Raw genomic sequence first — 12,709 nt, 5'->3', positions numbered from 1 at the left:
CTTCCGGTTCGAAAGGGCGACAAATCAAAGACTTAGATCATTTCATCGTTTCGAGGAAACGGTGAAATGATAGTGAACCCGAAGCGCCAGCCTCCCGGGGTCTCCATGACCAATGAATCCGACATCGCGGAAATCGGGGAAGCCCGGCCCGATCCGAACGCGCTTCGCGGTCCGGACGATCACCTGAATCAGGATTGGATCGAGCGGCTGCGCGCCCACCTCCTGGCGGGCGAAGAGCATGACGTCGCCGAGATGATGGAGCCGCTGCACGCCGCCGATGCCGGCGACGTGCTGGAGGCGCTGGAGCAGGATGAGCGCGTAGCGCTGGTCCAGATGCTGGGCGACAAGTTCGACTACCTGGCGCTGACCGAGGTCGACGACAACGTCCGTACCGATCTGATCGAGGAGCTGCCGGCCGAGGATGTGGCGCGCGGCGTCGCGACGCTCGACAATGACGACGCGGTCTACATTCTCGAGGATATGGACGCCGGCGACCGCGAGGAAATCCTCGCGCAGCTGCCGGCCTTCGAGCGGCTGAGCCTCAAGCGCAGCCTCGATTTCCCCGAAGACTCCGCCGGCCGGCGGATGCAGACCGATTTCATCGCCATCCCGCCATTCTGGACCGTCGGCCAGACCATTGACTACTTGCGGGTCGAAAAAGACCTGCCGGACGAGTTCTACCAGCTCTATGTCGTCGATCCCGGCTACCGGGTGCTGGGCACCATCCCGCTCGACAAGTTCCTGCGCGCCAAGCGGCAGGTGCGCATCGAGAACCTGATGAACCACGATGTCCTCACCGTGGAAGCCACCGAAGACCAGGAAGAGGCAGCGCGCGACTTCGAGCGCTATGATCTGGTGGAAGTTGGCGTGGTCGACGAGAACAAGCGACTGGTCGGCGTGCTGACCGTCGACGACATCGTCGACGTCATCCACGAAGAGGCCACCGAGGATATCAAGCTGCTCGGCGGCGTGGGCGACGAAGAGCTGTCGGATAACGTGCTGTCGACGGTGCGGAGCCGTGCCCCGTGGCTGGTGGTGAACCTTATCACCGCCATGCTTGCCTCGTTCGTGATCAGCTTGTTCAACGCCACCATCGAGCAGATGGTGGCGCTGGCAGCGCTGATGCCGATCGTTGCCTCGATGGGCGGCAATGCCGGCACGCAGACCATGACGGTGACGGTGCGGGCGCTCGCGACCCGTGACCTCGACCGGGGCCGGGTCCGCCGCCTGATCGTGCGCGAGGTGACCGGCGGCTTCCTCAACGGTTGCATCTTCGCGGTGCTGATTGGCGCCGTCACCTGGCTCCGCTACGCCAATGTCAGCCTTGGAATGGTCATCGGCCTCGCCATGATCATCAACATGATCGCCGCCGGCAGCGCCGGAATTTTGATCCCGTTGACCCTCAACAGGCTGAAGGTCGACCCGGCAATCGCCTCCTCGGTGTTCGTCACCACTGTCACCGATGTGATTGGATTCTTCGCGTTTTTGGGTTTGGCCGGGCTCTGGTTCGGGCTGTTCTGAAGCGCTTTCCACAGGGATACTCGACCTATCCACTGTGGCTTTCCCGCCACTTCCCAACCACGCCCTCGCCGAGTTAACGAATCATTACTGTCGCAATTTCGTCACCAAGTGTGATTGCGGCAGCCCGTGAACGGCAAGAAGGAGCTTTGATGCGAGGCCAATCAAAGACCGAATGGTGGCGTTCCGCCTTACCGACAGTGTCCTGGACACTCGTCTGTTTGCTGGCCATGTCACTCGTGTTCACTATCGTTGCCGGCGCCTAGGACGGGGTGCAACTGGACCTGAAGGTCCTTCGATAGTACAGAATTTTGGAAGGGCGCCGGGCCACTCGGCGCCCTTCCGCTTTTGAGGCCGACCTATGAAGCTCATCTTCGCCAATCGTAACTACTCGAGCTGGTCGCTGCGCGCCTGGCTCGTGCTCCGCCATTTCGGTATCGCATTTGACGAGGAGCTGGTGCTGCTCAACGGCGAGGGCTGGCAGCAGAACCTGCGCAAGAAGTCGCCGAGCGGCAGAGTGCCGGTGCTGGTCGATGGCGACGTCGTGCTGCCCGAGACGACGGCGATCATCGAGTACCTCAACGACAAGTACCCGGCCAAGGGCATCTGGCCGTCCAATCGCGTGGAGCGGGCCTATGCGCGTTCGGCTGCCGCCGAAATGCATGGCGGCTTCCTGGCGCTGCGCGATGCGGCGCCGATGAACCTCAGGGCCTCGCATCCGGGCAAGGTCGACTTCGACGAGGTCGCCGATGACCTGAAGCGCATCGAGCGGATCTGGGGCGACCTGCTGTCCCGCTCCGGCGGCCCGTACCTGTTCGGTTCGTTCAATGCCGCCGACGCCATGTTCGCGCCGGTGGCGACGCGCATCCGCACCTACGAGCTGCCGGTGAGCGATCTGGCGCAGGAGTATGTCGAGGCGATCTACGCACTGCCAGCCTTCCAGGAGTGGTTCGCCGAGGCGGTGAAGGAGCCGTGGGTGGTCGAGCAGGACGAGATTGACATCATCCTCGCCAAACGGGACGCGGCCGGCAACGCATGATGCACATGATCAAGCTCTGCGTCGGCGTTGCGACGCTGGAGGAGCTCGAGTCCTATCGCAGCGAGCGTGCGCACTGGTGGGGCGCCGATTACGGCGAGGACGTGCACGTCCACCGCACCCGCACCATGCCCAAGCGCAAGGACGAGATGGAGGGGCAGGGCTCGATCTACTGGGTGATCTCTGGCGTGATCCGCTGCCGCCAGCCGATCCTCAGGCTCGCCGAGGCAGTCGACGAGCAGGGGCTCAAGTGCTGCGACATCATCATGGCGCCGGACATGGTTCGCACCATCCCGCGGCCGAAGTCGCCGTTCCAGGGCTGGCGCTACCTTGACCCCAGGGATGCACCCGCCGATATCGGCAAAGGCGGTTTCGAGGAGGAAGGCTCGCTCGAACTCGCTGAAGAGCTGGCGAAACTAGGACTGATCTGATGCAGAGCACAGCGATCAAGGGCGTCAATGTTGGCTTCTACGAAGGGCCGGTGATTGCCGCCGAGGTGGACAGCAACGATGTGATCGGCTCGACCTATGGGCTGGGCATCGACCTGATTGCCATCCCGGTGGAACACCTGGTGGACGATTTCTTCTGGCTGAGCAGCGGGCTCGCCGGCGCGGTGCTGCAGAAGTTCCAACAATACGGTTTTCGCGTTGCCATCCTCGGCGACATCTCGCGCTTCACCGCCGAAAGCCCGTCGCTGCGCGACTTCATCTATGAGAGCAACCGGCGCGGACAGGTGATGTTCCTCGCCGACCGGGCAGCGCTGGAAGCGCGGCTTTAGGGTGACGTTGCGTGCCTGTCATCGCCCGGTGCTGAAACACCCTCTTGAACGGGGTGGGTGTCTCATCAATAGTCCGCCCGGGCGAACACATACCGAATCCCGAAATCGCGTCGCTTCGGGCTACCGGAGCGGCAGGGGAGACTGATGGGCAGGACAGGGACGCATGTCATTGTCGTCGGCAATGAGAAGGGCGGCTCCGGCAAGTCGACCACGGCGTTCCATCTTGCCGTTTTCCTCATGTATCAAGGCTTTCGCGTCGCTTCGATCGACGTCGATAGCCGCCAGCAGACGCTGACCCACTATGTGCGCAACCGCCGCAACTGGGCCCAGGCGCACGATCTGAAGCTGCCGCACGCCACGCATTTCCATCTCCCATTGTCGAAGTCGGATTCGGTGAAGGAAAACCAGCGCGTCGAGTTCGACCTGTTCCGGCAGGCGATCATCGAGGTCGAGGGCGATGCGGATTTCCTGATTGTCGATACACCCGGATTCGATACCCACCTGACCCGGCTGGCGCACTCGCTGGCCGATACGCTGATTACCCCGCTCAACGACTCGATCATCGATCTCGATGTGATGGCGCATGTGGACCCGGTGACCGGTGATCCGAGGGAGATGAGCCACTATGCGCGGCTGGTGCAACGAGCGCGCACTGAGCGGCTGTCGATCGACGGACGCACCATCGACTGGGTAATCGTGCGCAACCGTATCTCGATGCTGCCGTCGCGCTCGACCAAGATCGTGCAGGGGGCCATCGAGAAGATTGCGGTGCGACTGGGTTGCCGCGTGGCCGATGGCATAGCCGAGCGTGTGATCTTCCGCTCCCTGTTCCCGACCGGGATGACGGTGTTCGATCCGCTGGATGCGGAAATGCTCGGCGGACTGCCGTCCATGTCGCATCTCAGTGCCCGGCAGGAGTACCGGGCGCTGGTCGAGGCGCTGAGACTGCCGGTGAGCGAGCGGGCCAAGGCTCGCATCGAAGGCGAGAAGGCGCTGGCGGCCAGCGCCGGCGAGCCGGCCAATTTCGAGCATATGGCCGGCGAGTAACTTCAGGATCGGCGGGGCAAGGTGACCGTCACGGCGCGGCCGCCGGCCGGCGCGAACACGTCGAGTTCGATCTCGACATGCGGCATCAGCATGCGGCGGGTGCGGGCGCTGAGCGCCATCACCACGCCGAGCAGATCGCCGACGCCGCGGCGCTTCAGGCCGGGGTTGAACCGCGTCACCATGGCATTGACCGCCTGCCTGCGGACAACGGCATCTTCGGACGCGAGGGCCGACTGCCCTACAAATCGGGCGAGTTCGGTGAGGCTAGACGTATCGCTCATTTGGGCTACTCCAACACAGGCCACAAATTCGCTTCCCTGAGGCGGCTGCTTTTCGCGACTCGGGGCGTTTCCAGGAAAAGTTGCAGACTTTTCTTCCTCGGACTTGATCCGGGGATCGGAAGCGCGACCGACTAATGCTTAGGACTGCATCGCGAGGCAGCTCATTTTGGCTTTCTTCAACTGGTTGCACATGCCGGCCGCATCTTCACGGCCGCCAAAGCCGCCGAAGCGGGCGCGGAAGAACACTTGCCCGTTCTTCTCGAACCGTTCGACATAGGCGCGAGCTGCCCCAAGGTCACCGACCTTGGACGAAGCGTCGCTGATAAGGGAGTTGGCGCCGCCTTCGGTCGGCGCAGCGCCGATCTGGACGATCCAGCCACCGCTGACTTCCTGCGGGACCTCGGCCACTTCAGTGGCGGCGAGCGGCGCCGGAGCGGCCTGGTCTTCGACGATATCGGGCGCGGTGTCGCCGATGCCACCCGAGGTCATCAGGTCGATCGGCTGGCCTTCTTCGCCGATGCCGACCGGCGGCAGCAGCGGGGCGGACGGGGCGGTCTGACCGAGCGGAGCGGGCGCGGCGCCGAGCGAGAAGGTGTCGCTGAGCCAGGCGCCGATCACATCGAGCGGGCGTTCCTGCTGCGGCGCGATACTGGCAATGGTCGGGCGGCTGGCGAGCGTATTGGCGGCCTGCACGGCTTCGTCGAAGCCGAGATCGGCAGGACGGGCCTCGGGCAATGGGGCGCCTTCGCCGATCGAGGCAACGACGATGTCGTCGGCCTGCTGCGTGGCTTCGGTCGGCTGCAGCTTGGCGGTAACCGAAACGGTGCCGCCGCCGATGCGGAAGGACGGGTAGGGCGCCGGCATCACGGGCACGGGATCGGCGGAGGCGACCATCACGGTGGCGCCCTTGCGGCCCGGCTGCGGGATCATGGCGACGTCGAGATAGCCACCGGTGCGGCTCTTGGGCAGGTACTTCTTGACCAGCTCGCGCACTTTGGCGTCGCGGGCGCCGCTCGAGTCGAAGCCGAAGCCGGCGACGACGATGTGGTGGCCGTCGGCACGCGCGGCAGTAAGCAGGTTGAAGCCCGAGGCGTTGGTGTAGCCGGTCTTGATGCCGTCGACGCCATTGTTGCCCAGCAGGCGGTTGTGGTTGCCGTAGGTGCGCTTGCCGTACGAGAAGCTCCGGGTCTGGAAATACTCGTAGTAGTTCGGGAAGTGCTGGTAGACGGCAATGCCCAGGATCGCCTGGTCGGCGACGGTGGTGACCTGCCCCTTGTCAGGCAGCCCCGAGGCGTTGCGGTAGGTGGTGTTCGACATGCCGAGCGCCTTGGCCGTGGCGGTCATCCGCTTGGCGAAGGCGCTCTCGGAGCCGGAGATGTTTTCGGCGATCACGCGGGCAATGTCGTTGGCGGAGATGGTGACGATGGCCTTGATGGCGTTCTCGACAGTGATGGTCGAGCCGGCCTTGAGCCCAAGCTTGGTCGGCACCGCTTGCGCAGCGTATTTCGACACCGTGAACTTGGTATTCAACGTAATGTTACCGGCCTCCAGTTCCTGGAACAGGACATAGAGAGTCATCACCTTGGTGACGGAGGCGGGGTAGCGCGCGGCGTTGGCCGAGCTTTCGTAGAGGATCTTGCCGGATTTGGCGTCGACCACGATGCCCGCGAACTTGCGTGGCACGGTGGCGGCTTCGGCAGCCGAAATCATCGGCGCCAGCAGCGCGAGGGTCAGCGCGATCGCCGCGGCGATGCGCCCGAACAGCGCGCGCGAATGGGAAAAATGCTTCTGCGAAAGCACCCGGTACTCCAACTACTCTCGGGCGAAAACGCCGCCCGTACTCAACGCCTCGAGAACCTGCGGCCGATCCTCCCCAAATGAGACCAGCCACGTTCCCTGTTACCCATCACCTTAGGCACCCGGTCTTACCATTCCGTAAAATGCGATGGATTTCGGGGACTTGGTTAAGCGCCCCCTTCGCCGAGCACCTGCTCCAAAGTTTAGGTACTTGGCCACTTAACAGGCACGGAGTTTTGCCTACATAATGGCCTCACCATGCTGCTTCGAACCGATCTCCCCCAGACCCGAGCCATGCGTGCAGCCATCGAACTGACGCTCCCGACCACTGGTGCATCCAAGGTGCCGCCACGCGGGGCTGACGATGACCGCAAAGGCGGCAACGGCAATGGGGGAAGCAAGAACGATACGGCGACCATCACGAAGCCGAAGACCAAGAGCAAACGGCCCAGCCTCTATCGGGTGCTGCTGCTCAACGACGATTACACTCCGATGGAGTTTGTCGTCCTGGTGCTGCAGGATGTGTTCAACAAGACCCGCGAAGAGGCCATGCGCATCATGCTCCACGTCCATAACCAGGGCGTCGGCGAATGTGGTGTGTACCCCTTCGAGGTGGCCGAGACCAAGGTCACCAGGGTGATGGACGCGGCCCGCAAGAACCAGCACCCACTTCAGTGCGTGATGGAAAAGCAATAGGAACCGACATATGCCCTCTTTCTCTCGCGGACTTGAGAAGGCCCTCCATCAGGCGATGAACCTGGCGCGCGAGCGGGCGCATGAGTTCGCCACGCTCGAGCACCTGCTGCTGGCGCTCACCGACGACCGCGATACCATCGCGGTGCTGACCGGCTGCGATGTCGACATCGAAGCGCTGAAGTCGGACCTCGAGGACTTCATCAACGAGGAACTCGACAGCCTCGTGGTGCCCAACGGGCAGGACGCGCGGCCGACGGCGGCGTTCCAGCGCGTCATCCAGCGCGCCGTGATCCATGTGCAGTCGTCCGGCAAGGAAGAGGTTACGGGCGCCAATGTGCTCGTCGCCATCTTCGCCGAGCGCGAGAGCCATGCCGCCTACTTCCTCGAGCAGCAGGACATGACGCGGCTCGACGCGGTCAACTTCATTTCGCACGGCATCACTAAGTCGGGGCCGAGCGAGGAGCGCCGCGTGCGTGGCGCCGAGACTCCGGCCGGCAACGGCCAGGGCGAGGAAGGCGAGCGCGCCGGCAACGGGCAGAGCTCGGCGCTGGCCGATTTCTGCGTCAACCTCAACGAGAAGGCCCGGGCCGGCAAGATCGATCCGCTGATCGGCCGCGACAGCGAGCTGCGCCGGACCATCCAGATCCTCTGCCGCCGCTCTAAGAACAACCCGCTCTATGTCGGTGACGCCGGCGTGGGCAAGACCGCCATTGCCGAGGGCCTCGCCCGCAAGATCATCGAGGGCGACGTGCCCGAGGTGCTGCGCGAGGCGGTGATCTATGCGCTCGACATGGGCTCGCTGCTGGCCGGCACCCGCTATCGCGGCGACTTCGAAGAGCGGCTGAAGGCCGTGATGAAGGAGCTGGAGAAGCATCCGGACGCGATCCTTTTCATCGACGAGATCCACACCGTAATCGGCGCCGGCGCCACTTCGGGCGGCGCGCTCGATGCATCGAACCTGCTGAAGCCGGCTCTGGCTTCCGGCAACATCCGCTGCATCGGCTCGACCACTTACAAGGAATACCGGCAGTTCTTCGAAAAGGACCGGGCGCTGGTCCGCCGCTTCCAGAAGATCGACGTCGCCGAACCGACCATCCCGGACGCTATCGAGATCGTGAAGGGCCTGCGGCCGTATTTCGAGGACTACCACAAGCTGAAATACACCGACGACGCGCTGAAGGCCGCCGTCGAACTGAGTGCGCGCTACATCAATGACCGCAAGCTCCCGGACAAGGCGATCGATGTGATCGACGAGACCGGAGCCAGCCAGATGCTGCTGACCCCGGAGAACCGCAAGCAGACGATCGACGTCGCCGATATCGAGCAGACCATCGCCACGATGGCCCGCATCCCGCCCAAGTCGGTGTCGAAGTCGGATTCGGAGCTCCTCGCCAACCTTGAGAGCAATCTCAAGACCGTGGTGTTCGGCCAGGATCAGGCGATCACAGCGCTCTCGTCGGCGATCAAGCTGGCCCGTGCGGGGCTGCGTGAACCGGAAAAGCCGATCGGCTCCTATCTGTTCACCGGCCCGACCGGCGTCGGCAAGACCGAGGTGGCCAAGCAACTGGCGGATACGCTGGGCGTGGAACTGCTGCGCTTCGACATGTCCGAGTACATGGAGCGGCACACGGTCTCGCGGCTGATCGGCGCCCCTCCGGGTTATGTCGGCTTCGACCAGGGTGGCCTGCTCACTGATGGCGTGGACCAGCATCCGCACTGCGTGGTGCTGCTCGACGAAATCGAGAAGGCCCATCCGGACCTGTTCAACATCCTGTTGCAGGTGATGGATCACGGCAAGCTGACGGACCACAACGGCAAGTCGGTCGACTTCCGCAACGTGATCCTGATCATGACCTCGAACGTCGGCGCCATGGAGCTGCAGAAGTCGCCGATCGGCTTTGGCCGCAAGCGCGAGCAGGGTGACGACGAGGAAGCGGTGAACCGGATGTTCACGCCGGAATTCCGCAACCGGCTCGATGCCATCATCTCGTTCGGCCCGCTGCCGCCGGCAGTCGTCCGTCGGGTGGTCGAAAAGTTCGTGTTGCAGCTCGAAGGCCAGTTGGCCGAGCGCGGCGTGACCATCGAGCTGACCCCGGAAGCCGCCGAGTGGCTGGCGATCCGCGGCTATGATGAGCGCATGGGTGCGCGCCCGCTGGGCCGCGTGATCCAGGAATACGTCAAGAAGCCGCTGGCCGACCAGGTGCTGTTCGGCGAGTTGCAGAACGGCGGCTCGGTCACGGTCGCAGTGGTCGGCGTCGGCACCGAGGCCAAGCTCGAGCTGATCGCGGTTCCGCCGCGGCCGGCCCGACCCAAGGCCATCGCGGCGCCCAAGGCCAAGAAGGCCAAGGCCGCAGCCGACAAGCCGGCGGAAGAGAAAAGCTGAGATCCCATGCAGGGAGCTATGGAAGGCCGGGAGTACTCCCGGCCTTTTTCTTGGCACTATCGGGGGAGGAATGAATGGGACTTGAGGGCAAGACCATCGCCATATCAGGCGCGGCGCGCGGCCTCGGGGCGGCGCTGGCCATCGTCGCCGCGGACCGCGGGATGATCCCGCTCCTGCTGGGCCGCAACGCGGCCGGTATCGGCGCGGTGGCTGACGCCATCGAGCAGCGGACGAGCAAGCGGCCGGACGCCTTCGTCTGCGATCTCGCCGACCCACTGTCGGTGACCGGCGCGGCGAGCAAGATCGCCACGGTGCACCCCGAGCTCGACATTCTCGTCAATTCCGGCTCGCAATGGGTGGGCGGCTCCTACCAGGCGATGACCGACGCGCAGATCGCTGCGGTGGTTGACTCGACGGTGACCGGCACCATGGCGCTGACGCAGCGCCTGCTGCCGCTGCTGCTGAAACGGCCCGAGGCGGACATCCATACGGTGGTCTCGATGAGCGGGTTGCCCTATGCGCGGATGCGCGGCTCATCGGTGCCGTTCGTCGCCGCCAAACACGCGCAGAACGGCTTCGTGCAGGCGCTGACCGAGGAGATGATCGGCACCAGCGTACGGGTCACCTCTGTCTATCCCGGCCATATCGAGGACACCTCGCCGCTGGAGGAGAACTGGGACCATCCGCGCGGCGTCGACGACGCGCTGAGCGACAGGGAGGTGGTCGAGTCGATCCTGTTCGTGCTCGGCCAGCCCCGGAACGTTGCGATCCGTTCGCTGGTGATCGAGCGGGCGCGGACCGAGTTCCTGAGCTAGCTGGATGGCCGCTAGCGTTGGTAGCGTGCACCAGCGCTGGCTTGCACAGGAGTGCGGGGCAGTGCCTCGGCCGGCACGCGAAACGCTCCGGGTCCGTTCATCGCTCAAGTCAAGCGGTGAAAGGACCTAATCCGTTGATTTGGTGTCGCTTTCGAGCCGGAACAGTCTGCAACGCTTCCTGCAAGCGCTCTAGGCTGGCGCGCTGACGTCGGGCGAAGCGCGCCGGGCGATCTCGGCATGCGCAGCACTGATGGCGGCCTCCACGGTACGCTCGTAGAGCACCGTGGGGGCGCTGACGCCATGCGTGGTGAGCGATTTCCGCACCGCCGGGGTGGCGCCCGAGAGCAGCAGCACGACGTGGTGGCGGGCCGCCTTGCGGGCGATGCCTCCCATGGTGTTGGCGGCGGTCGAGTCGATGAACGGCACGGCTGAGAAATCGATCACGAAGGCACGGTGCTGGTCGGCGATGCGTTCGAGCACCGAGCCGACGGTCGCCGCTGCGCCGAAGAAGAAGGCACCGGTGATGCGGTAGACGGCGACATCGGGGTCGGTGGCGATGCTGGGGTCGTAGGGCAGGCGAGCAGCGCCGGCGGTGTCGGCCTGATCCTCGGGAACCGGAGGCGCGTGCACTTCGACTCCGGCATGCTGAGCCATTCGGTGGATGAACAGCAGCGCCCCCAGCGCGAAGCCGACGACGATGCCCTCGGTGAGGCCGCGGAACACCGTGAGCCCGAATGTCGCCAGCAACACCACTGCGTCGCCCGGCGAGGTACGGAGCAGGGTCGCAAAGGCGGTCCTTTCGGCCATGTTCCAGGCAACGACGACGAGCACGCCGGCGAGAGCCGCGAGCGGGATGAAGCTCGCAAGCGGGGCGGCGACCAGCATGAACAGCACGATGAACACCGAGTGGAACATTCCGGCCAATGGGCTGCGGGCGCCCGAGCGGACATTGGTGGCGGTGCGGGCCACCGTGCCGGTGGCGCAGATGCCGCCGAACAGTGCCGAGCCGATATTGGCGACGCCTTGCGCGACCAGTTCCATGTTGGAACGATGCCGCCGCCCGGTCATGCCATCTGCAACCATGGCGGAAAGCAACGACTCGATGGCGCCCAGCAAGGCGAAGGCGATCGCGTCGGGGAGAACGGCCTGGAGTTTGTCCAGGGAGAAGGGGGGTAGCGCGGGGCTGGGCAGCGTGCTGGGAATACCGCCGAAGCGCGTGCCGATGGTCTCGACCGGCAACTGCAGCAATGCGCCTGCAAGCGAGGCCGCAATCACGGCGATGAGTATACCCGGCCAGTGCGGACGCCAGCGTCGCAGCCCTATGATGACGCCGACGGCGAGCGCGGCGATGCCGAGGGCGGCCGGGTTGGTGGTCCCGATGGCAGCCGCCAGTGTCGCAAGTTTGGGAAGGATGTCCGCCGGATCGGCTCCCGGCAGTGTCAGACCGAGCAGATCGTGAATCTGGCCCACGAACAAGATCACCGCGATCCCCGAGATGAAGCCGACCGTCACCGGGTAGGGGATGAACTTGATGTAGCTGCCGAGTCGGAACGCTCCCATCAACAGCAGGAACAGGCCGGACATGATCGTCGCGAGCAGCAGTCCGTCGAGCCCGTGGCGGCTGATGGTGGAGGCGACCAGCACCGTGAACGCCGCCGCCGGTCCGCCGATCTGGAAGCGGCTGCCGCCCAGCGCCGAGACCAGGAACCCCCCGACGGCGGCGGTGAACAGTCCGCGCTCGGGCGTCGTTCCCGAGGCGATGGCGATGGCCATCGACAGGGGCAGCGCGACGATGGCGACGGTGAGCCCGGCGAGGATGTCGGCCCTGAGGTCGGCGAGCCCATACCCCTCGCGCAACACGGTGATCAGCTTGGGGGTGAAAAGCTCGGTAAGGGCAGGCGGCGCGGCACGGGAGGTGCGGGCGGAACTGGCCATCGGATCATTCGCCTTTCAACAAGCGCGGCAATCATCGGTGGCAGGGGCCGTGATCGCCCAAATGACGTCTGGAACTTAGTCGGTCTTCGGTGTGGGTCGTCGGAGGCGTACGCCGCGGCCACCGGTATCGCTTCGGGCGTTGTCGCCGATCAGTTCGACGCCGGCCTCGTTGAGAGCCTCGATCACTCTGGTGAGGGTTTCGACGATGCCGCGTACGGTGCCATCGCTCGCTTCCATGCGCTGGATCGTGGGCAACGATACTCCGGCCATGTCGGCCAAGGTTTTCTGGTCGATGCCGAGCAGGGCGCGGGCGGCCCGCAATTGGGCGGCGGTCATCATCGGTGCTAACGCCTGGACGAGGAAGTCTAGCGTAGAATGTCGACGAACTGATGTGCTGCACATCACTGTTGGGATTTCTAGCAG

Annotated in this window: 12 protein-coding genes; 8 read left to right on the top strand and 4 right to left on the bottom strand. The window is 64.6% G+C overall.

Annotation, left to right across the window (positions count from 1 at the left end):
- The first annotated feature begins 105 nt into the window (after positions 1–105).
- The 5 genes from mgtE to AC1ROK_RS10455 all read left to right on the top strand — a co-directional run bounded on the left by mgtE (position 106) and on the right by AC1ROK_RS10455 (position 4,379).
- Positions 106–1,521, top strand: a complete 1,416-nt coding sequence (mgtE, locus tag AC1ROK_RS10475; protein WP_492846556.1) for a magnesium transporter — start codon at positions 106–108, stop codon at positions 1,519–1,521.
- A 358-nt stretch (positions 1,522–1,879) separates the two neighbouring features.
- Entirely contained in the window at positions 1,880–2,557 is a 678-nt protein-coding gene (locus tag AC1ROK_RS10470; RefSeq protein WP_492846554.1) for a glutathione S-transferase family protein, read from the top strand.
- Positions 2,554–2,985 carry a DUF1489 family protein gene (locus AC1ROK_RS10465; RefSeq protein WP_492846552.1) on the top strand — a complete coding sequence of 144 codons (432 nt, stop codon included), beginning with the start codon at positions 2,554–2,556 and terminating at the stop codon, positions 2,983–2,985. The genes AC1ROK_RS10470 and AC1ROK_RS10465 overlap by 4 nt, the downstream gene beginning before the upstream one ends.
- A complete protein-coding gene (locus AC1ROK_RS10460) occupies positions 2,985–3,332 on the top strand; it encodes a DUF4180 domain-containing protein (protein WP_055878240.1) in 348 nt (115 codons plus the stop codon). Before AC1ROK_RS10465 ends, AC1ROK_RS10460 begins: the two co-directional genes overlap by 1 nt.
- Positions 3,333–3,476: 144 nt before the next feature.
- Positions 3,477–4,379: a division plane positioning ATPase MipZ gene (locus AC1ROK_RS10455; RefSeq protein WP_492846550.1), complete on the top strand. Its 903-nt coding sequence runs from the start codon at positions 3,477–3,479 to the stop codon at positions 4,377–4,379.
- A gap of 2 nt (positions 4,380–4,381) precedes the next feature.
- Here the strand turns inward: AC1ROK_RS10455 and AC1ROK_RS10450 are convergent, their stop codons facing one another.
- A complete protein-coding gene (locus AC1ROK_RS10450; protein ID WP_055878237.1) occupies positions 4,382–4,660 on the bottom strand; it encodes a hypothetical protein in 279 nt (92 codons plus the stop codon).
- Between the two features lie 138 nt (positions 4,661–4,798).
- Positions 4,799–6,460 (bottom strand): SPOR domain-containing protein, encoded by a 1,662-nt coding sequence (locus AC1ROK_RS10445; protein WP_492846548.1) that lies wholly within the window; start codon positions 6,458–6,460, stop codon positions 4,799–4,801.
- 291 nt (positions 6,461–6,751) lie between these two features.
- On the opposite strand from AC1ROK_RS10445, the gene clpS reads away from it, so the two are divergent.
- The 3 genes from clpS (at position 6,752) to AC1ROK_RS10430 (ending at position 10,351) form a co-directional block, all read left to right on the top strand.
- Positions 6,752–7,153 carry an ATP-dependent Clp protease adapter ClpS gene (gene clpS, locus AC1ROK_RS10440; RefSeq protein WP_492846546.1) on the top strand — a complete coding sequence of 134 codons (402 nt, stop codon included), beginning with the start codon at positions 6,752–6,754 and terminating at the stop codon, positions 7,151–7,153.
- 10 nt (positions 7,154–7,163) lie between these two features.
- Positions 7,164–9,536, top strand: coding sequence for an ATP-dependent Clp protease ATP-binding subunit ClpA (gene clpA / locus AC1ROK_RS10435; protein WP_492846544.1), 2,373 nt, complete (start codon positions 7,164–7,166; stop codon positions 9,534–9,536).
- Positions 9,537–9,610: 74 nt separating this feature from the next.
- A complete protein-coding gene (locus AC1ROK_RS10430) occupies positions 9,611–10,351 on the top strand; it encodes an SDR family oxidoreductase (RefSeq protein WP_492846542.1) in 741 nt (246 codons plus the stop codon).
- Between the two features lie 189 nt (positions 10,352–10,540).
- On the opposite strand, the gene AC1ROK_RS10425 is transcribed toward AC1ROK_RS10430, so the two are convergent.
- Together AC1ROK_RS10425 and AC1ROK_RS10420 are read right to left on the bottom strand one after the other, a co-directional pair.
- Positions 10,541–12,286, bottom strand: a complete 1,746-nt coding sequence (locus AC1ROK_RS10425; RefSeq protein ID WP_492846540.1) for a SulP family inorganic anion transporter — start codon at positions 12,284–12,286, stop codon at positions 10,541–10,543.
- Positions 12,287–12,361: 75 nt separating this feature from the next.
- Entirely contained in the window at positions 12,362–12,625 is a 264-nt protein-coding gene (locus AC1ROK_RS10420) for a helix-turn-helix domain-containing protein (protein ID WP_492846538.1), read from the bottom strand.
- Positions 12,626–12,709 lie beyond the last annotated feature (84 nt).

It is taken from the genome of Devosia sp. GW821-FHT12F11 (assembly GCF_058806655.1).
This window is presented reverse-complemented; position numbering and strand designations above follow the sequence as displayed.